Annotated in this window: 13 protein-coding genes; 2 read left to right on the top strand and 11 right to left on the bottom strand. The window is 46.3% G+C overall.

Annotation, left to right across the window (positions count from 1 at the left end):
* Nucleotides 1–99 precede the first annotated feature (99 nt).
* The 9 genes from DFP83_RS07255 to DFP83_RS07295 all read right to left on the bottom strand — a co-directional run bounded on the left by DFP83_RS07255 (nucleotide 100) and on the right by DFP83_RS07295 (nucleotide 17,916).
* Nucleotides 100–2,964 carry a TonB-dependent receptor domain-containing protein gene (locus tag DFP83_RS07255; protein ID WP_110574350.1) on the bottom strand — a complete coding sequence of 955 codons (2,865 nt, stop codon included), beginning with the start codon at nucleotides 2,962–2,964 and terminating at the stop codon, nucleotides 100–102.
* Nucleotides 2,965–3,125: 161 nt separating this feature from the next.
* Entirely contained in the window at nucleotides 3,126–4,055 is a 930-nt protein-coding gene (locus DFP83_RS07260; RefSeq protein WP_110574351.1) for a class I SAM-dependent methyltransferase, read from the bottom strand.
* Between the two features lie 107 nt (nucleotides 4,056–4,162).
* Nucleotides 4,163–6,820, bottom strand: coding sequence for a TonB-dependent receptor plug domain-containing protein (locus DFP83_RS07265; RefSeq protein WP_110574352.1), 2,658 nt, complete (start codon nucleotides 6,818–6,820; stop codon nucleotides 4,163–4,165).
* A 287-nt stretch (nucleotides 6,821–7,107) separates the two neighbouring features.
* Nucleotides 7,108–10,008 (bottom strand): TonB-dependent receptor domain-containing protein, encoded by a 2,901-nt coding sequence (locus DFP83_RS07270; protein WP_110574353.1) that lies wholly within the window; start codon nucleotides 10,006–10,008, stop codon nucleotides 7,108–7,110.
* A 246-nt stretch (nucleotides 10,009–10,254) separates the two neighbouring features.
* Nucleotides 10,255–13,245 carry a TonB-dependent receptor gene (locus tag DFP83_RS07275; protein WP_110574354.1) on the bottom strand — a complete coding sequence of 997 codons (2,991 nt, stop codon included), beginning with the start codon at nucleotides 13,243–13,245 and terminating at the stop codon, nucleotides 10,255–10,257.
* Between the two features lie 129 nt (nucleotides 13,246–13,374).
* Nucleotides 13,375–14,028, bottom strand: a complete 654-nt coding sequence (locus DFP83_RS07280) for a 3'-5' exonuclease (RefSeq protein ID WP_110574355.1) — start codon at nucleotides 14,026–14,028, stop codon at nucleotides 13,375–13,377.
* A complete protein-coding gene (locus DFP83_RS07285; protein ID WP_110574356.1) occupies nucleotides 14,028–15,866 on the bottom strand; it encodes a DUF294 nucleotidyltransferase-like domain-containing protein in 1,839 nt (612 codons plus the stop codon). Before DFP83_RS07285 ends, DFP83_RS07280 begins: the two co-directional genes overlap by 1 nt.
* Before the next feature lie 70 nt (nucleotides 15,867–15,936).
* Nucleotides 15,937–17,643, bottom strand: a complete 1,707-nt coding sequence (locus DFP83_RS07290) for a sodium:solute symporter family protein (protein ID WP_110574357.1) — start codon at nucleotides 17,641–17,643, stop codon at nucleotides 15,937–15,939.
* Between the two features lie 6 nt (nucleotides 17,644–17,649).
* Complete coding sequence (locus DFP83_RS07295) at nucleotides 17,650–17,916, bottom strand: DUF4212 domain-containing protein (RefSeq protein WP_006954159.1); 267 nt, start codon at nucleotides 17,914–17,916, stop codon at nucleotides 17,650–17,652.
* Between the two features lie 211 nt (nucleotides 17,917–18,127).
* On the opposite strand from DFP83_RS07295, the gene DFP83_RS07300 reads away from it, so the two are divergent.
* A complete protein-coding gene (locus DFP83_RS07300; RefSeq protein ID WP_110574358.1) occupies nucleotides 18,128–18,943 on the top strand; it encodes a hypothetical protein in 816 nt (271 codons plus the stop codon).
* A gap of 525 nt (nucleotides 18,944–19,468) precedes the next feature.
* Complete coding sequence (locus DFP83_RS07305) at nucleotides 19,469–19,711, top strand: hypothetical protein (RefSeq protein WP_146228803.1); 243 nt, start codon at nucleotides 19,469–19,471, stop codon at nucleotides 19,709–19,711.
* 96 nt (nucleotides 19,712–19,807) lie between these two features.
* Here the strand turns inward: DFP83_RS07305 and DFP83_RS07310 are convergent, their stop codons facing one another.
* Together DFP83_RS07310 and DFP83_RS13670 are read right to left on the bottom strand one after the other, a co-directional pair.
* A complete protein-coding gene (locus tag DFP83_RS07310) occupies nucleotides 19,808–20,185 on the bottom strand; it encodes a hypothetical protein (RefSeq protein WP_110574360.1) in 378 nt (125 codons plus the stop codon).
* On the bottom strand, nucleotides 20,182–21,351 hold the full coding sequence (locus DFP83_RS13670) for an RHS repeat-associated core domain-containing protein (RefSeq protein WP_110574361.1): 1,170 nt from the start codon (nucleotides 21,349–21,351) through the stop codon (nucleotides 20,182–20,184). The genes DFP83_RS07310 and DFP83_RS13670 overlap by 4 nt, the downstream gene beginning before the upstream one ends.
* Nucleotides 21,352–21,479 lie beyond the last annotated feature (128 nt).

Genomic DNA, 21,479 nt, shown 5'->3' on the forward strand with positions numbered 1-21,479 from the left:
TTAAGAGATATATAATGGTGTATGTGAGCCCTTTATTCTGTAATACAAAAACAAAAAAAGCCCTCCGAAGGAGGGCTTTTGAACATATCGATTCGTTGATTAGAAACGATAGTTAATGCCAGCTGTGATACGACGTCCGCGTAGGTCGTAGTATGCACCTTGGTCATATGCAAACGGAGTTTGCGGTGGGATACGGTCAAACATGTTCTGGATGCCCGCACGCACTTGTAGACCTGAAGTAATATCGTAACGAGCAGTCAAACCCCAAGTGGTGTATGACGGAATCTCGTTGTAGTTATTAACTTCTGGATCCCAATCGCGATCCGCAACTGTTGCATGACGGTAGTTACCGATCAACACAGCAGAGAAGTCACCAATTTTATAATCAGTGATGAAACGACCTTTCCAACGTGGGCGAGATTGCTCACCAGTTAGCACTTGAAGGTCTTCTTCAAAGCCGGTGCTGTTGAATTGACGCTTGTCTAAGTAGGTAGAGATAACACGGAAGTTAAATGCACCAAACTCAGTGTCAAAACCGTAAGCCGCTTCGATATCTACACCGGTAGTTTCACTTGATGCAGAGTTAACTGGTTTTTCGAAATAGTTAACGATTTCGAAGTTGTTCGGATCACGTTCGATTAATGGGCAGAATGCGTTGTCTAAAGTAGACGCTTGATAGCAGTACTGCACAACCTGAGGACCAGAGAAGTACTGGATCATGTTTTCCATATCGAATGACCAGTAGTCAACTGTAAGACTCAAGTCATCAACAAATGAAGGCGTCCAAACAACACCAACAGTGATGTCTTTTGCAACTTCGTTGACCAAGTCTTCGTTACCTACGATGAAGCCAGGCTGAGTAACACCTTTCCACTCATCAGATGGTTCGAAACCTTCTGGAATACCTTGCGCACGACAGTTTGCGATAATGTTGTCCTGATATTTTGGATTCGCATTATCGATGTTGCTTTGTGAACATGGATCAGAAAGGCTACGGAACGTTTGTCCTGGAGGCGCGTACAACTCAGAGATGTTAGGCGCACGAACTGATTTTGAACGGTTCAAACGAACACGGAAGTCGTCGTTTAACGCGTAGTTCAAACCAATTTTCCATGCATCATCAGTACCAGAAGTCGAGTAGTCCATGTAGCGATATGCAGTTTCTAACGTCAATGACTGAACGTATTCCATATCAGCTAACAATGGGATTGAGAACTCAGCAGAAGCTTCTGACACATCGAACTCACCCGATAACGGCTGAGACTGGTTGTTAAACAACAAGCCTGCACGCATTGCTGGATCAGGCAATGTTTCAGAACGCTCTTCACGGTACTCAGCACTGAATGCTGCTGCGATTGGACCTGCCGGCAACATGAACATATCACCCGTTACCGTTGCACCAAATACAGTTTGACCGATTTCAGCTTCACGGATAGCGTCGGTTGCAACGTAGTCATAAGCTTCTTGGCTATACTGGTTACGACCAAAGATGTTCAAAGGTAAACAGCCATTTGCACGTGCGATTTCGTCACGACAAACAATTTCACCATCGACTTCTACAGCGTCGATTGCATCGTAGAAACGCTGTTCAAACATTTCGCCGTACCAACGGGTATCTGCTTGTACTTCGCCCACTGTTGCATATGCGTTGTAGAACCAAGTGTCTGTTAATGAGCCTTCAAGGCCTAGAGCGATACGTGAAGTCGTACGATCTTGGCTGTACTGACGGTTACCGAAGTCCTGTGCTAGATAATAACCACCAACAACACCGCCTGCAGCATTGATCTCATCTTGTGCTTCTTGCGGTAAGAACGGGTTATCAGCATAAATTGGTAAGCCACCGAAGAATGCAGGTGAACTCTCACCGTAAGCTTGGCTGTTTGCCCAGTTTACTTCCATCGTTAACGCGTGGTCACGGTTAATATCGTAGTTGACGATAGTCGAGAAGTTGACTCGGTCAAGCGGTGTTCTCAAGTAACCGTTTTCGATGAAGCTATAGCCATCACCTTCACCAATATAGTAGTTGGTGTTAGTTGTTCCAGGAGGACCTGCTGGTAATACTTCACCTTCTTCGAATGGACGTAATTGACCATCGTTAGAGAAAGTATAGTGACCAGTTGGACCAAAGAAGTCTACGGTACGGCTATAGAAGCGCAGTGATTGAGGTGCATACGCATAAACAACACGTGCTGGGATACCATCGGTGTTATCGACGTTTTCTGGGTTTGCAATGGTAACAGGACCATTTACATACCAATCACGGTCACTACCTTTGATTTGCTTCTGACGAGCCCAGCTCAGGTTAGTGATGAACGTTGCTTTACCTTCTTCTGAACCGAAAGTAAATGAAGCGAACTCATCTTCACCACCGCTTTGAGTCGGTTGGCTAGTAGAAACATCTAGCTCGATACCGTCAAACGATTTCTTAGTGATGATGTTAACAACACCAGCGACTGCGTCAGAACCGTAAACGGCCGATGCACCACCCGTGGTGATCTCGATACGCTCGATCATCGCAGTTGGGATGTTGTTTAAGTCAACTGCAGAAGAACCTGGTGAACCACCGATGAAACGGCGACCATTCACAAGTACTAGCGTACGCTCACTACCTAAGCCACGTAAGTCAGTGTTGTTCAAACCACTGGCGAAGATGGTGTTGTTACTGGTTTCTGGCGAGATACCTACACTTGATGAAGGTAAGTCATTCAACAAGTCAGCTACGTTGTTAACACCCGCGTCAATTAGCGAGTCGCCTGAGATAACTGTTACAGGCGTCGGTGCTAATTCGCCGATACGTTTGATACGAGAACCTGTAACCTCAATGCGCTCTACATCTTCTGCATTTTGGTTTTCAGTGTTGCTCGATTGGTCTTGTGCTAAAGCAGGCACTGCGATAAACGCAGAACTTACACCTGCCATTAGAATCGTTCTGATAGAACGAGCCAATAATGACTGTTCGTTCATGTTCAGTCTCCCCGAATAATTTATTATTATTACGACAAAATAACTTTATTTATATAGTCGTTATTCAACGCAGCCCTTTGCTAGACTGCGCTCAAAGAGAAGAAGAACATATTTTTAATAACAAGGCAACCTTTTTATAACACTTGGGCTACAAAAGATCGTTATTTGATCGCTTGCAGGCAATAGCCTACAACACCGGTCTCTGGGAACTCAACATCCTGTACTACAACGCGCTTATAGCCCGCTTGTTCCGCTAGCTTCATAAGCTGATCCGCAGATTTTACCTGTGCTACCGCATCAACCATGGTACTCAACTGTTGATGATGCAGCTTCAGATTAGTGAGGTAGTCATTGTATACCTGCCGTGCCTCAAGCTTTTTACCTTTTGAGGCGGCTTGTAAAATATGTCGTACAGCGGGTACGAAGTTACTGCGCCCAAATGCCGGATTTTTGCGATAAGTGTGTGCCAGTTCATCCAGCTTACGTTGCGATAACGCTGCCTGTTTACCGAGCGGCTTACCCCGCGCTTCTAAAATCGCTGTATATAAAGAGAAAACGTGCTTCTCTAAATGACGGATGAGCGGCGGCATTACTTCAAAAATAGCCTTGTTATTTCGAACTAACGAGGACTCAGGTGAATGGACGAGCGCAACTAACGCGCCATCTTTTTTAAGTTGCCCGTGTAAATGCTTTAACCCCTCGCTCAGCGGCCCATACTCAAGACCAAAATGCGACACGACGGTACCGATCTTCTTGTTACCGGTTAGCTTAAACGTTTCGTAAGGCGTGCGCTCACGAATATCGAGTGCAGGATTAATCGGCTTCAACGCCGCTTTATCAACGCCAATGAAAGTCCATTTCGACTTATTCTTTTCCTCTTTATATTCATTAAGCCATTGCAGCACGATCCCGTTACCACAACCCACATCAACGATAGGTGATTTAGGTTCAAACTCTTCCATACGCTCACGCCAAAACTTGCGCATCTGGTAACGTTGCAACGAGGTATTCTTGTTTAAATAACTTGCTTCTGCACCCGAGCGCCAATAACTATCCCACGCGTTGGGCTGTTGTTGAGTGTTCTTATTCATATACTGCTCTTGTGGTTATGGTTTTAAACGAACATCCCTATCATACCCCGATAATCACGCATAAAAAAAGACTCCCGAAGGAGCCTTTTTTAAAACAATCCGTTCGATTAGAACTTGATTTGATAACCCGCTACGAATTCACGACCAATATGGCCACGAACGTATAGCTCTGGGTTAGTGTATTCACCGCTGCTGTTAAGCACTGGTTCTTCATCAAACAGGTTACGCACGCCAAGTGTCGCCTTACCATACTGACCTAAGTTGTATGAGAAAGTAACGTTGTGGTACGTCGTAGACTCAAGCTCGCCAACAAAGTTGTAGTTGAAGCACTGAGAATCACCACATGAGGTGTCAAGTACGTCAGTCTCACCTGTTGAGTCGATGTAGTCTGATGTCCAAGTCACGTTGAAGTCGTTGATTGCGTATTGCAACATCAACTGTGAACGTAACTCAGGTGCACCTGAAGAACCTGCCATATCTTGGCTTGGACCGCCGAAGTATACATCTTCTTCAACTTCCATCATGTACGTAGTACCGAAGGTCGCGTTGAATAAGCCAGCACCGAGTGGGTACTCAGCCGCTACTTCAAAATCGAACCCTTTACGTGCCAAAATCGCGCCGTTTTCTGTACGCGTGTACACATCGCCATCGATTGAACCATTTGCACGACGTTGTAGGTCGAATGCCGGGTTAGCCGCCAAGAACGAGTCCAAGTTGCCGCCAAGTTCGATGTTAATCAAGTCTTGTACAGTCACATCAGAGATTACGTTCTCAACTTGTAGGTCGAAGTAATCAAGGCGGAAGTCCCAGTTCTCAAGACCTGAGTATACGATACCCGCGTTGATGTATTCTGACTCTTCTGGACCTAGGTTACGGTTGCTCTGTACCTGGTTATCAATCTGAATCTCAGGACACTCGGTTAACGCGACGCCGGCAGTTTGACATGCAACATAATCATACGCGTAAGTTGCTGAGTACTGATCTTGTGCAGACAGCTCTTCTAATGAAGGTGCACGGAAGCCTTCGCTGTATGATGCACGGATCAATAAGTCATCCATTGGACGGTATTCAGCTTTCAGGCTGCTGGTCGTTGCAGTTCCGAAGTCACTGTAATCGTCATAACGGAAAGCTGCGCTTACAGTTAAGTCATACGTGAACGGCATCGCTACTTCGTAGAAGTATGCTTGTACGTTGCGATCTTCTGCTGCAGAGTTACCCGCACCGCCGCCAACTAAACCGGCTTCAGACTGCGCATCGTAGCTGTTTTCGAACACTTGGTCATACATTTCCCAACCGACATAGTGAGAAACCATACCACCGGCCAACTCGCCTGCATTAAAGCCGAAGCCCGCATAGTAGTGATCGAAAATCGTTTTGCCTTCGGTCAAGGTAGTGATACCGATCTTGTCAGAGTTTTCTGCAGAGAACGGGTCCTCACCTTCAGCGGCTAACCAGTTCAACGCTGAATTGCTCAAGTAATCACGACCGACTGTTTTGTAATCCATCTCTGCACGCTGGTAGTAAACTTCCCAGTCGATGTTGTCGAGTGCAAAACCACGGAAACCAACCACGTAATCCTGTTGATAGTCATCAACATAACCGTCACGGTTACCTACGGGGTACCAACGGAAGTAGCCGACTTCTAGCTCTTCGTCATATGGGTTGTGTGAAGCGTCTGCTGGAATATTTTCCCAAGGCGCTGCTGCGGGTGCATAACGACCAAATGAGCTGTTCTTAGCGAACAAACCACGCATGTACATTTCGATGTCATCAGTAATCTTGTAGTTACCGTTAACCATCAAAGAGTTACGATCGGTCGATGCCATGTTCGTTGATACGCCTGCGAACGCGTAACCACACACAGTACCGCCGCCAACGCCGCCGAATGATGTACCTTGGTCAAGTACACCGACGAAACCTTCAACATTGTTTGCCAGATCACCACAAAGAGGTGACGCTTCATAGTTACCTTGAGGGTTTACAAGCGTCGCACCGTAGTAAGAGATACCGATGGTCTCGTCATAGATCGAGATCAAGCCGTCGCCGTTCTCGTCGTTCATTTGTGGTGCAGTGTACGGACGGTCACGGTCATAAATGGCATCACGCGTTTGATGCTCAAACACCATGGTCAAGTTACCGCGTTCAGACGAAGTACCCGCAGTAATGCTGAAGCTCTCGTTATCGCCGCCTTCAGCTTCTGGACGACCGACTTGCGTATTAACTGCTACGCCTTCGAAATCGTCTTTCAAAATAATGTTTACAACACCCGCTACAGCGTCAGAACCGTATACCGCAGAAGCACCATCTTTTAGTACTTCGATACGCTCGACAGCGGCCATTGGAATGGTGCTTAAGTTTGCAGAAGAGCCACCTAATGAAGGTGAACCTGCAACACGCTTACCATCTAAAAGTACCAAAGTACGGCTAGCGCCTACACCTAAAAGGTTTACGGTAGATTGCGATTGTGCGCTGCTACCTGAACTTGGTACGAACGAACCAAATGAGTTCGACGTTAAGTTACGCAATGCGTCTGATACAGACAAACGGCCTTGGTCAGACAATTGTTCTGCTGAAATCACTTCGACAGGTGAAGCACTCTCGAGGTCTGAGCGCTTGATACGTGAACCTGTTACTTGAATTTTTTCGATGTTGCTTGATGATGCTTGAGCATCAACGTTGTCCTGAGCTACAGCGACTGCAGGTGCAGCTAAACTGCCCGCCACAGCGAGAGCGGTAAGGCTCTTGCGGAAGGTACTGTTAGTCATGTTTTTACTCCCTGGTGTATGTTCTTATTCTGTCATGAACTAAGTTCGCGACTTGAACTAGAGGGCATCGCTAAGTTGAGGTCTTAGAAATACCGAGCAAGACTTTTAACGCTAGCAGAAGGGAAATTCAACTAAATGACTATAAACAGTGTGCTGTTTGGCTACTTTTTGGTCTGAATGTCTACTTGTTGGTCTAATGTTTAATTTTATATTAACAGCTGTTTAAAAGATGTAAAAAAGGCAGCCCGAAGGCTGCCTTTTAATGTTAGCTGTTGCTTAATTTTAACTTACATGAACTGGTAAGAGACGCTCGCGAATACATAACGACCTAACGCATCGAAGTAACCAGGATAGGTGTTACCGTTACTACCCGGTGCGCCTGTTAAGTACGGAGGATCGTTCTCAAGTACGTTGTTCACACCCACGCTCACTGTGGTGTTCTCGCCCCAGCGATAACGAGCAGTCAAGTCAAGGTAGCTTTCAGCATCAATGTCTTGAGCGCCATCATCCAACTGCTGTGTCTCGCCAAGGTAACGCCAGTTAGCTGATACTGCTAAGCCGTCGTTATTTTCCCACGTTGCACGCAGGTTATGCTGCCACTCTGGGTTTGGAGAACCACAGACGCCGCCCCAATAACCCGCACACTCGTATACACGAAGGCCTACGACAGGTTGTGTGTCGAACTTAGTGAAGTAAGTACCCACCAAGTTAAACTTCAATTTACCGAAGTCATCATCAAAACGAAGCGTATAGCTCGAGTTGATGTCGAAACCAGAACGTTGTTCGAAACCAATGTTAACGTTAGTGGCTACGATGTTGTCTTCGCCTAACCAAAGTGAACCTGTTTGCGAACCACGGTTGATTAAGTCACAGAACTGAGCATCGCCGGTGTCTAAACACAGGTCCAATGTGGTCTCAGCAGCAACAATACCAATCGCGTCTTCAACTTTGATATCGAAGTAGTCAACTGATACGTCGAAGTCGCCATCCATTGTACGATAAACAAAACCTGCCGAAACAGTATCTGAGGTTTCTGGCTCAAGATTCGGGTTACCACCAAAGATCGCATTGTACTGGTTAGCCGGGCTTTGTGGAATGCTGCCATACTGCGCTGACGTTACGCCAGTGCGTTGACATTGTTCCAATGTCGCCTCTGGGCTAGCTCCTGCACAAGGATCCGAGTCCATATCATACAAACCTAGCGATTGTGCTTGATACAATTCGCGAATGTTTGCGTGACGCGCTGAACGTTGGAAACTACCCCGTACTTTCCACGTTTCGTTAATATCCCAACCTAGCGCTAACTTGTATGTATCGGTTTCTTTAGCAGTTGAGTACTCAGAATAACGATAACCTAAGTCCATCGTTAATGTATCTGCCCAGTCAGCACCTTCTACTAAGTAGATTTTTGCTTCTGAAAAGATCTCGTCAACGCTTAAGCTACCTGATACACCGATCGTAGGACCACCTTGGCCAGCACCGTCACCCGAGGTAAAGCCACTATCCGGTTGGAAAATAAGCTCTTCAGTACGAGTGGTTGCACCGATAAGAAGTTCAACGCCGCCAACGGCCCAAGGACTGCGAACGCCGTAATCACCTAAGTTACCAATTGCGTAAGCAGTATATTCGCGTAAGTTAGTTTCACCATTCGCGTACAGAGGCAGCGTGAGGTAATCGAGTGCTTCTTGGCTGATGTTCGGTGCAAAGATATTCCAAGGCACACAGTTTGGATCAACGCCACTCAGTGCTGCGGTACAAACGGCCTCACCGGTATCAGGATCAGTGGTAACATTCAATGCACGACCAATGTTATTGATACTTAAGTCGTTTAGGTAGGTTGAACTTAGCGTTACGTTGCCGAAGTTAGCGGATACGTCGTAACTCCAAGTGTCATTTAGGTAACCGCGGATACCAAACACACCGCGATAAGACAAGTGTTGGATATCGTTCTGACGTGGACCACCTTCGACGTTACGTTTACCTATATAAACGCCTTCCCACACATTCGGATCGCCCGATGCGCCAGCAGGACCACCAGGACCACAGATAACACCCGCTTGTTGTTCAGACAAGAATGGGTTGTCACAGCTTAAGTCAACCTGTGGGAAGAACGCACCTGATTCTGCAATCTGAGATACGCTGCGGTCTTTAACAAAACCCACTTCACCAAAGAACTCCATGTTCTTGCTGATTTCATAGTGACCGAAGGCACCGATAGTGACACGCTCGTCTGGACGTTGAAAATAGTTACGTGGGCCGAAGTTGTACAAGCGACCGTCGTATTCTTGGAACGTCCCTTGGTCGATGAAGTAATCGTAATCAACGAAGTCAGTTAATCGACCATCAGGGATAGTACCTGAACCACCGCACGAGTATGCACCCGGACCACCGGCGAGCGAACAGATACTGTAATCACGGTTGTCCTGAGTTACGGCTTTAATGTCGCGGTAAGTCGCATAACCCGTGATGTTACCCTTACCATCATCAGCGTTCACACCCCAGATGATAGAGAAGTCATTCATGTGACCGTCACGACCTGAGCCTGGTGCTAAGTCGAAAGAGGCATCACGCGCAGCTTGCGCCACGTCGTTCTCATTTGGGTTATTGTATTGATAGAAGCTGTGTTGATAATCGAGCTTCACCCCTTCAAAGTCATCTTTCATGATGAAGTTAACAACACCCGCGACGGCATCAGAACCATAAGTCGCAGATGCACCACCTGTGAGTAGTTCTACGTTTTCGACTAATGCGCCTGGAATTTGGTTCAAGTCAGGTGCTATCGCGCCTTGTAACGGAGAACCCATTACCAAGCGACGACCATTCATCAAGACCAAGGTACGGTTTGAGCCTAGGCCACGCAATGAAATGGTTGCCGTACCTGTTGCACCGTTTGAATCGGTTGAAGTTTGACCTGGGAATACTTGCGGTAAGTCGTTCACCAAGTCTTCGGTACGCACGTTACCCGAAAATTCAAATTCTTCAGAGGTAACCTGAGAAATAGGACTCGAGCTCACAACGTTTGACGACTGTGGAATACGAGAACCTGTTACCTGAATGCGCTCGGCTACTTCTTCTGCTTGTTGATCATCAGAAGCAGGATCTTGCTGGTCCTGCGCCAAAGCAGGCATGCTAAATACACCTGCAATGGTTGCAGCCAACAAACTTTTGCGAAAAGTTGTGCTTTTCATGAGTTGAAACTCCCCGGAACTTTATTGTTTTTTACCTCAAAATATGGTTGAGGCAATTTGAATTTAGCAAGAAGTTAATTTTATGTAAACACTTTGTTGCGCATATGTAATTAAATTTATTATAGAGTCTTTGACACAAAATTGTTTTTCTGAACGCTAAGGGGAGGAATTGCGTGGGAAATAGAAACAAAAAAAATCCGCGACTGGTTTCCCAGCCGCGGATTTTGTGTGTTATGTAAATTTAGATTAGAAGCGTGCTTCGAAACCTAAACGGACATAACGTGGAGTCTGCCATGAGTATGCAGCACCGTACCATTGGTTACGGTTACCTTCAGTTACTTCATAGTGCTCGTTCAATGAAGTAGGCTCTTGAGTATTCAACACGTTGAATACGTCAAGTGATGCTTTCATATCAACGCCACCAGCAGTGAAGTTGTATGCGACAGATGCATCAACGTTGAAGGTCCAAGGCGTACGACCTACCGTACCACGCGGTACGCGATCATAAGTACATTCGCCTGTTGCATCGTCACAATCCGCGATGTAGAACGTGTCACCGTAGCTACCATAGATGTTTGGATTTTTGTCTGGGTAACCTTGACCGAACGCTGACAATGGACGACCACTTGACAAGGTGCTGTTGAAACCAACAGTCCAGTTTTCGTCGATGTCATAGCTTCCGAACAATTTGAATACGTGGCGACGGTCGTTTGCTTGGTAACCTTGTGCGCCATCCATCAATGCTGGGAAGTCAAAGTCCTGAGTAATACCTGGATCCGCTTGGTCGATATCAGACTTAACGGCACCTTCGAAGTTACCAGTACTACGTGACCAAGTGTAGATGAAGTTCATACGGAAGTTATCAGTATTATACTTCAACTCAGTTTGCCATGCTAAGTACTCGTTGTTCGCTTCAGGCATTTGGATAGTTGTATCGTTTGGATGCGTAGTCAAAGAACCTTCATCAGGTTGACCGTCATACAACGGCAACTTGCTTTCGTCTAGTTGCTCGCCATCCCAATAGTAACCATCTTTGAACCATGAAGAATCTTCACCTGGGTTGATCAATACGCAGTATGGATATGCGTAGATACCACAGTAGTCATCCAATGCGCTGGTCACATCGCGGTAAGTACCACGTAGTGAGAATGCAAGGTCATCATTGATAGATTGCTCAAAACCGATGATGAATTCTTCACGTGCAAACGGGTCCGCTTCTTGTGATTGGAATACTGGTTTTGAAGGAACAACAGAAACCGAACTCACAGTTTGGCTGTTGCCAGCTGAACCGTTAACAGGGTCAAGACCTTGTGGAACACCACTGTTTGGATCGATGCTATCGAAGTAGTAATACGTAGTTGTATCACTTACGCCCGATGCAGCACGGTAGATGGTGTTGTTAGGTACTGGTAGGTAGTATTCACCCCAAGTTGCGTACAACTTAGTTTCGCCTGTACCAAATACATCCCAGCTTGCGCCTAAACGTGGAGCCCAATCTGTATCAAAAGAGTACAAGATTTGGTCAGTAGTACCTGAACCTTCAAACTTGTCTTTACGAAGACCAATGTTCAAACGGACGTTATCAGTAACGCGCCATTCGTCTTCGATGTAGTATGCAGAAAGTTCTGAACCGAACTGACCACCACCTTCGAAGATACGGTCTGAAACGTAGTCAATCGGGCCGCCGCTGTTATTGGTGAACAACACGCCGCTGTCGCCTTGAACAGAACCGCCGTTCTCAAGTGTTGCGTATTCCCAGCTGTGACCACCGATAGGACGAGTGATGTTGGTAGAATCACGCTCTTGATAATCGTAACCTGCGCGGATTGTGTGATCACCCCAATAGTACTCGATATCTAAACGATACTGAGTGTTTTTATCGAAGTTTTCACCGATAGAACCACCAGGACCACATGATACTGCTGGGTCAGCAACGTCACGTGTATCGATTACAGTAGAACATTCAGTGTTTGATGGCTGTGAACCGTATTGAGTCTCTAACTCACCCGCCATAGCAGATACAGTGAGATCGTCAGTCCAATAACCCGTGTAGCTTAAGCTGTGAGCCGTACCACCATTCTCAAGAATCGTCGTACCGATGTTGTTACCAATAACGCCAGTATTAGGGTTATATTGGAACGTTTCACGCTCTACAGTACGCTCGTTTGAATAACCGAAATAGCTCAAGCGATGGTTTGCATTGATATCCCAGTCAATTTTCGCGCCCCAGAACAGGTTATCGCCGCCAGTCGACTCGTCAACGTTGTAACGCGTATCTGCTGCGAACTCGCCGCCTGTTACTGCTGCGTATTTGCTCTCGCGTGAACCCGGGTTAACCAACGCATAGATGAAGAGAGTATCTTCAATGATTGGACCTGACGCACTCAAAGATACGCTATATTCGTCAGTTTCGGTGACGCTGTTGTCACGGAATACATTACCTGTACCGCCTTGACCGCGCGAAATTTCACCTTCTTCTTGTAGGCCAGACGGCTCAAAGTAAGAAACCGCTGCGAATTCCCACATGTTGGTACCGCTCTTAGTGACGGCGTTAATCACACCACCAGTAGAACGACCATATTTAGGTGACATACCACCTGTTTTAACTTGGAATTCTTTGTAGAATTCGAAAGGTACTGAACCACAACCAAGACCACGGCGAGTATCAGTAACTTCTAAGCCGTTGATGTAGCAAGAGTTCTCTGCAACCGATGCACCACCAAATGACGCAGTGTTACCGAAACCAGAGTCACCTTGAACGGTGCCTGGTGCAAGCAATGCGACTGAGGTCAAGTTACGCGCTACAGGCAGTTTATCGAACTCAACTTCACCTACAACCAAACCTGAGTTGGTGGTGGTCACGTCGACGTTAGAGATACGCGCGCCAGTAACTTGAATGGTTTCAACTGAGTCGCCGACAGTGATAGTCGGAGTTGCGTTGGTACCCAATGAAACACGGACGTTTTGAGTCGCTACAACCTCGGTACCACGCTTCACTTGAAGCTCGTAGTTACCAGTAGGCATCGCTGGGAAGCGGAATTTACCGTCGCTTACTTCGATTTCACGAGAAAACCCGGTTTCTGGATTTGTTGCTGTAACAGTCAAGCCTTGAACATTCTGAGCTTGCACTTCACCCAAAATGCTTGACTGCTGCTGTGCCATTGCTGGAGCGATGGCAGTCAATGACGCTGCGACTGCGGCAGCGGTCAATGTGCGTTTAAAAAACTGAGATTTCATAATTGTATAACTCCCTGGAATTATTTTTTTTCGTCGCAAAGCATCTAAGACTTTTTGACGTCATTCGAACATAGCAAGACCAACAACATATGTAAACAATATGTTTAAAAAGTTTGCTGTTGATGTTAATTATTTACTCTGTTTCAACAGAAACGCCAACGATTCATTGTAGGGCTTTATTTTTGTAGCTTGCGCTAAAAATAATTCAGCACAAGCGATGGCATCGTCCATTGCATGATGACTTGTATATGACGGCAGCCCATGCCTTGTACGACAAGCACTCAGAGTCAGTGACGAGTTGTTTAGTTGAGATTCACTGCTAAAAGACAGTTTGTTTTTTTCATAACTCAGCGTGTCAAAAATCCCCAAAGGCTCAAAATGTAAAGATTTTGTTATAGGGTTTTCACGAAGGTAAGACCAGTCAAGGCGTTGGTGATGACATACCATGATACGATTGTAAAGAATTGCTTCTAAATCTTTTAAGATAGTCTTTATGTCGCCACCACTCGTTAACTGCGCTTTAGTCAAACCATGTATGGTGGGGCTTTGCTGTAAGTCGACATGAGCGGCAACTTGAAACTCATGGTAACGCGCTTCGTTGATTAAAATCATGGGCGGTTCAATCGGCACCCAAGCGATCGATAGGATGTGCCCACTCACCGGATCTAAGCTCGTCGTTTCAATATCAACAGCAATGTACCTCTGATCATGCCAAGGTTTTCGCAATTGTCGCTGTCTTGACCAACGTTTTCGCAAATGACTCCACCCGATACCCTTACGCATTAATACCCCTGCCGACTGAACTTAAGCCCAACGCCCTGTTGCGCCTGCTTAATAATCTTAAACGCCGTCTTGAGTTGCCGTCGCGAGAGCGTACTTAAACTATCGGGATCGATGGCATTTTTGGGCTCATCAGTGTGCCAAACGCGCAACTGGTGATCGAGCCTGAGTTGGGTTAAGAATTGCCAAGCTTCAAGCAGCGACTGTCGATCGCGCTCGCTAATGAGTCGACTGGATTGTAATCGTTCAATACGTTGCACCGTCGCGGGCTCAGTTACCCCTTGATGCAGCGCGTACAAACGCACAATGTCATTAATGAGCGCAATACCGTAGCGCTTAATATCAATACGCTCACCCTGCTCTACATCTTCAGTACGAAAGCGGTTAAATAATCCCAATGGCACCGAAATTCGATTGATCAGCAAAGCCAGGTTACCAATAAAAAATTCATTTTTGCCCAGCGACGCGACCGCCTCGCGAAACTGATTAAACATTTTTTGTTGTCCGGCTACCGCGCGACTATCAAAAAAGATCTGGCAATACATCAATGCTTTAGGAGTTGGGTGTGTGGTCCAGCGTTCAAAACGCGCCAGCCATTGCTGCTGAGTACCGCGGCACTCAGGGTTCGACGCCATAATATTGCCTGGGCAGAGTGGCACACCACAATCATGTAAGCCCTCGCAGACATATTCACCCAAGCGCCTGAACCAATCGAGCTGACTGTCGCTGAGCCCATCGGCAAGCAATAAGCCATTATCCTGATCAGAACTCAAAGTTTGGTCCTCGCGCCCTTGCGAACCAAAAGCAAGCCAACAATAACGTGCGGGTGCCGCGCCATTTTCAGCTTCAAATAGCTTGATGAACTGGCGGGTCATGGCGTCGGTCAACGATGCCATCAAACGTCCCAAAATGGCTGTCTGCTTTACTCGCAAGGCGAAACTGTTCAAGTACTGCGGAATCTTTTCGGCTTCCTCGACAAGTTGTGCTCGGGTTGTCGACTTGTAAATCGAGCTGATTAAATAAACGGGTTCACTGCGCTGCTGTTTGATCAAGTCGGTAGCGGTGATCATACCTACGGGTCGCAACTGTTCATCCACTACGGGTAAGTGATGGACGTTATTTGCGGTCATCGTTGTCAACGCGTCGAGTAACGAACGATGGGCAAACACGGACTCCGGTAAATGTGTCATCACCGCAGCGACGGTAACATTAAACCCTAAACCCTTGGCGACAACGCGATTACGGATATCGCGATCGGTGAGTATACCGACCAACTGGTCATTATCGACCACCAAAATGGATGACACGCTATGCTCCGACATCAGCTGTGCCGCGGACTGAATCGTTGTGTCGCTGGTAAGACTAATCGGCGCCCGCTGAATCACATCTTCTACACATTGCTCGGTCCAGTCGTAGTCGTCGTAACCGGCGGTCTTTCCTCGTCGTTCGGTCAGTAAGCGCTCACCATGGGCATTGATAAAATAGCGCTCAAACGCACGTGATTGGTTGCGTAATTGATCAAATGCAACTTGCGGTAATACATAGACAATGCCGTCTTCGATACACTGCAAGGTATTAATAATAGCGCGACCGCTAAGCAGCGACGGATAACCAAATAAATCGCCCTCCTCAAGCCGCTCGACTAATGTGCCGTCTTTGCCTTTGAGATCAAACACACCCGAACGCACAATAAAGAGAGCCGGACTGCAATTGCGCATCATTTCATTGCAGTTGTCCGCATTCATGTAGGTTGACTGCATTTGCTTAACCGACCACGTGCGTTGTTGTTCGCTCAAGTCGTCAAACGGAGGGCAATCCGTTAAGAAGCGTTCAATATCCATAAGTCCACCTGATAAAAAAAGCTCCGATGCGATGCACCGGAGCTTGCTCTTTCACTCACTGGTTGGGAAATCAGTGATCCGTTGCTTCGCCTGCTCCTTTAGGATAGCGGATAGATTCCACCAAATCCTGGATGTCCTGAGGCGCATCACCTGTCATTTTGTGAACAATAAGTGCTACAACAAAGTTAAAGATCATACCTAACGTACCAATGCCTTCTGGCGAGATGCCAAACAGCCAGTACTCTGGGTTGTTTAACTCTGGTGAGATAAACTTAAAGAACACAATATAACTAAAGGTGAATACAATACCCACAATCATGCCAGCGATAGCGCCCTTGCTGTTCATGCGTTTGTTGAAAATACCCAAGATGATCGCAGGGAAGAAGCTCGATGCCGCGAGACCGAAGGCAAAGGCAACCACCTGCGCCACGAAGCCGGGCGGATAGACCCCAAAATAGCCGGAAATGAGGATAGCCACTGCAGCAGCGAGACGCGCATACATCAGCTCCTGCTTATCGGTAATATTGGGCATCAGATTTCGCTTGAGCAAGTCGTGAGAGACTGATGTTGAAATAACCAATAACAGACCCGCCGATGTCGACAATGCAGCAGCCACACCACCAGCAGCAACTAACGCCACAACCCAAGCCGGTAAGTCACCGATTTCTGGGTTTGCCAATACCATGATATCGCGGTCAATCGTCATTTCGTTGCGCTCATCACCTGAGTAGAACATACGACCATCGTCGTTTTTGTCTTCCCATGTAATAAGACCGGTTTTTTCCCAGTTCTTAATCCAGCTTGGTGCATTGTCATACTCAACACCTTGCAGATCTGGCCCATTAACGGTGTTGATCATGTTCATTTTACCAAATGCAGCGATAGTCGGTGCAGTCAGATAAACAACAGCAATGAATGCCAATGCCCAGAACGCTGAACGACGCGCATCACGTACCTTAGGTACGGTGAAGAAGCGTACAATTACATGCGGTAAGCCTGCTGTACCCACCATCAAGGCGGCGGTAATAAAGAACACATCGACTTTACTACGCACACCCTCGGTGTACTCAGCAAAACCCAGCTGGGTGGAGAGCCCATCAAGCCGCTCGAGCAAGAACTGGCCGGATCCGTCCGAGACGGTACCTCCAAAGCCGGTTTGCGGCAGAATGTGACCTGTCATTAAAAGTGACAAGAAAACAGCAGGTACGATGTAGGCAAACATCAACACACAGTATTGCGCGACTTGGGTATAAGTAATCCCTTTCATGCCGCCAAGTACCGTGTAGAAGAACACGATGACCATACCGATGATGACACCCGTCGCAATATCAACTTCGAGGAAGCGCGAGAATACCACGCCAACCCCACGCATTTGACCTGCGATGTAGGTGAACGAAACCAAAATGGCACACAATACCGCGATGGTTCGCGCTGTCTGTGAGTAGTAACGGTCACCGATAAAGTCTGGCACAGTAAACTTGCCGAACTTACGTAGATACGGCGCTAAACACATAGCGAGTAGCACGTAACCACCGGTCCAGCCCATCAGGTAAACCGAGCCATCATAACCTGCGAAAGCGATGATACCCGCCATCGAGATATAGGTGGCAGCAGACATCCAGTCAGCAGCGGTCGCCATACCGTTAGCAATGGGGTGTACACCACCGCCAGCAACATAAAAGTCATTGGTTGAGCCGGCACGAGACCAAATTGCGATACCGATATACAGTGCAAAGGTCAGACCGACAATAATAAATGTGAGCGTTTGAATATCCATAGCGCATCAGTCCTCGTGAACTTCGTATTTATTATCGAGTTTCGCCATTCCCCGCACGTAAAGGAAAATCAGCACGATAAAGGTAATAATGGAGCCCTGCTGCGCAAACCAGAATCCTAGCTTAAAGCCAAAGAAACGGATTTCATTCAGCACATCCACTAAGAGAATTCCAAAGCCATAGGAAACCACAAACCACACGACGAGCAGTTTAAGCATTAAGCTCAGGTTCTCTTTCCAATACGCTTTGGCATCATCTTCGTTTTTAAATGCCATAACGTCCCCTCCTGTTGTAAGAATAATTGTTAACCTTTGTTAGGGTCGTTAACAAATGTAGGTGGAGTTGTATACAGGTGAAATTGGACTTTGGTCGTAGTGGGTTCTTACTGAGCGATTTAAGTTCTAACCACTAATCACGATTGTAGTTTGACTTTTTCATTTTGAATGACAATTATATATATTCATATGTTAAAAAATGGTGAACAAAATGAAGAAAGCTTTAATAGCTCTTGCTACTATTTCCTTTAGTGTTAGTGCGTATGCCGACATTTCATACTCGGAGAAGGAGAGCCTCTGTGGTCAAGCAACAGTCGATGATCCTTGGCTTCAGCGACCAACGGTTTATACGGGCAATATTTTTGAAGGAAGTTCGAAAAGATATGTCAGCACTGCTGAACCTGCCTCATTCGAAGCCGAGCAAAATCATTTCGTGGACTATGATGGTGGTGTCCCCGAATACCGAACGACTCGGGACTTTGCTTTCTTCAAATCATTTGGACAGTGGTCCACTCTTCAGCTAGTTCGCGGAATGACGTCTGATGAAGATGTTGAGATATCTTTCCCAATTCGGGGGGAACATCGAGCGGTCGTTCTTGTGAAAGATGAAGATCTAAGACAGCCGAATGGCCCGGGGGGCGACTACTGGTATCCACCTCTTTGTGATGTTGTTGAAGTCATCGCTCACAATGACCCAAGTGTTGGTGCAGCTTCTGCAACCAGCGGAGCGGGCATTTCAGTTAATATTGCAAACGTCGATATCGATAGCTTATCTGCACGGGCTCAACAAGGGTACGATGCCAGTATCACCTACATATTCCGGCATCAGCGTGACAGAAATACAGAGTTCACTTACACCACTACTTCACCGGATATTACTTTTACTCCTACTTACCAAGGTTCATATTATGTGTTCGTACGCGTGAGTGATGGTAACTTGACTAAGTTCATTGACGTGACAGAGGGTGTGCCTGTGTTCTCTAGTAGTGGTCAACCCTTACCTGGTGGTCCAATCGAAGTTTTTTAATACCTACCAGAAAATGGTGCTTTCTGTGCCAATGTTAGGCGGTTTAGAAAGTACCATTTTTTTGACTTTAATTAGATTAACTCAGCGAGGCTCAACATGAGAAACTTTATACTCGTTGGATTAATAATAGCCTTTAGTCAGCAAGCTATAGCATTAGTCAACCCTCCAACTCGGTGTAAATTAGGTCCCGTTCAAGGCGCTAGTATAAGTGTCAAAGGAGATTGAGCCTTCTATTTCAGTAGTAACGATACCGTTGAATTCTATGACTCTATTAATGGTTTTGTCGGTTCAGATGAGACAAATACGGAGAGTAACCCTTATTTAGCTTATAAAATGGCGTCAAGTTCCGCGTATGGTGTGTTGAGTAGTGATTTAGTAAAAAAGTCGCGCAAAATGCACGATCTACCGCGGTGCGTACGACCCGATACACTCATCAGTTGGTCTTGTGCATCGTAGTGATAGGTTTGAGATACCCCATATTGCCACACCGAATTTAAGCTTGTGAAGCCAGAGCAGGTTGAAAACGTGCTGTCTACTTTCACGAGAGAATGCTTTGTCGGCGGTCGTGCTGCCTATCAACTCGGCGACGGTATTTATTCAGTCGATGCCGGGGAAAACGATATTCGGGCTATCTATGACCAAGAAAATGCAGAAATAAAGTTCTTCTGCCGCTACCAACGGGATATGAACTTTTACGATAAGAAACTGATGGCTTTTGCCACCAAGCATGGCATTGATACGAAACCTTGCACCGTCACATCTGAATAGTGAACAGCTACGACTTGTCTTGATGTGAGCAAAAAACAAAGCCCCGCGAGTGCGGGGCTTTGGATTCAAAGGCTGATAATGTCTACCAACTGTTATTTATTCATATTCAATAATTATGTCTTTTGGTGATATTTCTAGCTTTCCCCAATCACCGCTAAGCACATATTTTTCGTCGTCCGATTTAATAAAAGTATCAATATTTCCAAAGTCTACTTCACCATTTATGTCAGTGGTTCTGTTTTCATTTCTTTTAATCCACCTGACAACTTTCGGCTCAGTGAACTTAATTTTACCTTTCCTGTAACAATAGTTCTCTTCGGAAGAGGGTTCAGAATAAAGTGGATGGTTTTCATTTAATACAAAATCCATGCTGAAAACGATCTCCCCTTCAAATTCGTCAATGCTGAGTACAAACGAATCTTCAAGGTATAAATTTTTTAGATCTGTCATTTCGTAATAATTTATTGTCATCATAAATCATTCCTAATAGGCGTGTGATTCTCAGGGCTTCTTCTTGTTACAGGTTCTCCAGCAGGGTTGACTCGCTGTCCACTTGAATCTTTTAATTCTACATGTGGTCCTCGACTACCCGGCGCTCTCTCACTGCCGCCTTTTATGGTTACCCTAGCAGTTCCATTTTCATCAACCATTTTAAGTGGGCCATTCCCACTTTGGGTTGGCTTGAACCCAACTGATCCAGCTTTTGATTTTATATCACTAGCCTTTGTTGAGCCATCAGCCTTAATCATATTGCCGACTTGCTTTCCTCTCCCTATAGTTGACGCACGTCCTAATACGCCAGCAAGTGCAATATCTTCAGGGCCGGGAATTAATAGTGAAACAGCTCCAAGGCCTCCGGCGGCCTCAGCCATATTTTCCGCATTATATTGCTGAGTATTAATTTCACCTGACGCTAGTCTTTGAACACGCAAGTCCAGTCGCTGACCAATTCTGGTAGCATCACGTCCGTCGGGATCAATATACTTGTACGGATTATTATTCGCATAAGCATAACGGTTAAAGCTATGCACATCACGGAAGCCAATGGGATCGTTGCTGTAAAACCGCCCAATCACTGGATCATAGTATCGTGCCTGCATATAAACTAAACCGGTATCGGCATCAAAACGGTGACCCGTGTATCCAACATCATCAACCGCGCCTTCGATACTCTCACCAAAAGGCTGGTAATGTTGCGTACCGCTGTCTTCCGGAATATAACCGTCTTTAGCAATCAGTTTATCGCCTAGGTAAACGTAATTAATACTACCCGCCTCGGTTTCACGATAAACCAGAGTCCCATCTAATCGGTAAAAGCTGTATCGGTGGCTGCCGTTATTGGTTTCCATCACCCGCCGGCTATGCCCATCATAGCGGTAACGGATGTCGCCGGACTGCACCAATTGATTAGCGTGGTTATAAGTGAATGTCCGTGTGCCGTTGTCAATCACATTACCGCGCGCGTCGTAAGTGAACGCATCGTAAGCCGGGCCAGCCCCCTCAACGGCAATTAACCGATTGGTTGAGTCACTGTAATGATAACTCAGCTCCCGATCTAAGAGCGACTGATCGTATGAACGAATATTACCCAACCCATCATAAGTTAACTCCGAGGTGCCAACTCCGTTTCCACCTTTCACAAACAATAGCCGGTCTAAGCCGTCATAAGCCAGCTGGGTTAACGTAAAATCACTATTGAGATGGTCATGCTGATAAACAATATTAAGGTTGTCATCGTAGCCGAACTGGTAATCTAACGCCGTGACAT

The sequence above is a fragment of the Idiomarina fontislapidosi genome (genome assembly GCF_003226255.1).
GTDB classification, from domain to species: domain Bacteria; phylum Pseudomonadota; class Gammaproteobacteria; order Enterobacterales; family Alteromonadaceae; genus Idiomarina; species Idiomarina fontislapidosi.

Bases quoted from the DNA above. Each gene is read 5' to 3' on its own strand.
- DFP83_RS07290 (WP_110574357.1), bottom strand. From the start codon at position 17,643: ATGGATATTCAAACGCTCACATTTATTATTGTCGGTCTGACCTTTGCA.
- DFP83_RS07275 (WP_110574354.1), bottom strand. From the start codon at position 13,245: ATGAAATCTCAGTTTTTTAAACGCACATTGACCGCTGCCGCAGTCGCA.
- DFP83_RS07300 (WP_110574358.1), top strand. From the start codon at position 18,128: ATGAAGAAAGCTTTAATAGCTCTTGCTACTATTTCCTTTAGTGTTAGT.
- DFP83_RS07295 (WP_006954159.1), bottom strand. From the start codon at position 17,916: ATGGCATTTAAAAACGAAGATGATGCCAAAGCGTATTGGAAAGAGAAC.
- DFP83_RS07280 (WP_110574355.1), bottom strand. From the start codon at position 14,028: ATGCGTAAGGGTATCGGGTGGAGTCATTTGCGAAAACGTTGGTCAAGA.
- DFP83_RS07310 (WP_110574360.1), bottom strand. From the start codon at position 20,185: ATGATGACAATAAATTATTACGAAATGACAGATCTAAAAAATTTATAC.
- DFP83_RS07260 (WP_110574351.1), bottom strand. From the start codon at position 4,055: ATGAATAAGAACACTCAACAACAGCCCAACGCGTGGGATAGTTATTGG.
- DFP83_RS07265 (WP_110574352.1), bottom strand. From the start codon at position 6,820: ATGACTAACAGTACCTTCCGCAAGAGCCTTACCGCTCTCGCTGTGGCG.
- DFP83_RS07285 (WP_110574356.1), bottom strand. From the start codon at position 15,866: ATGGATATTGAACGCTTCTTAACGGATTGCCCTCCGTTTGACGACTTG.
- DFP83_RS07270 (WP_110574353.1), bottom strand. From the start codon at position 10,008: ATGAAAAGCACAACTTTTCGCAAAAGTTTGTTGGCTGCAACCATTGCA.
- DFP83_RS07255 (WP_110574350.1), bottom strand. From the start codon at position 2,964: ATGAACGAACAGTCATTATTGGCTCGTTCTATCAGAACGATTCTAATG.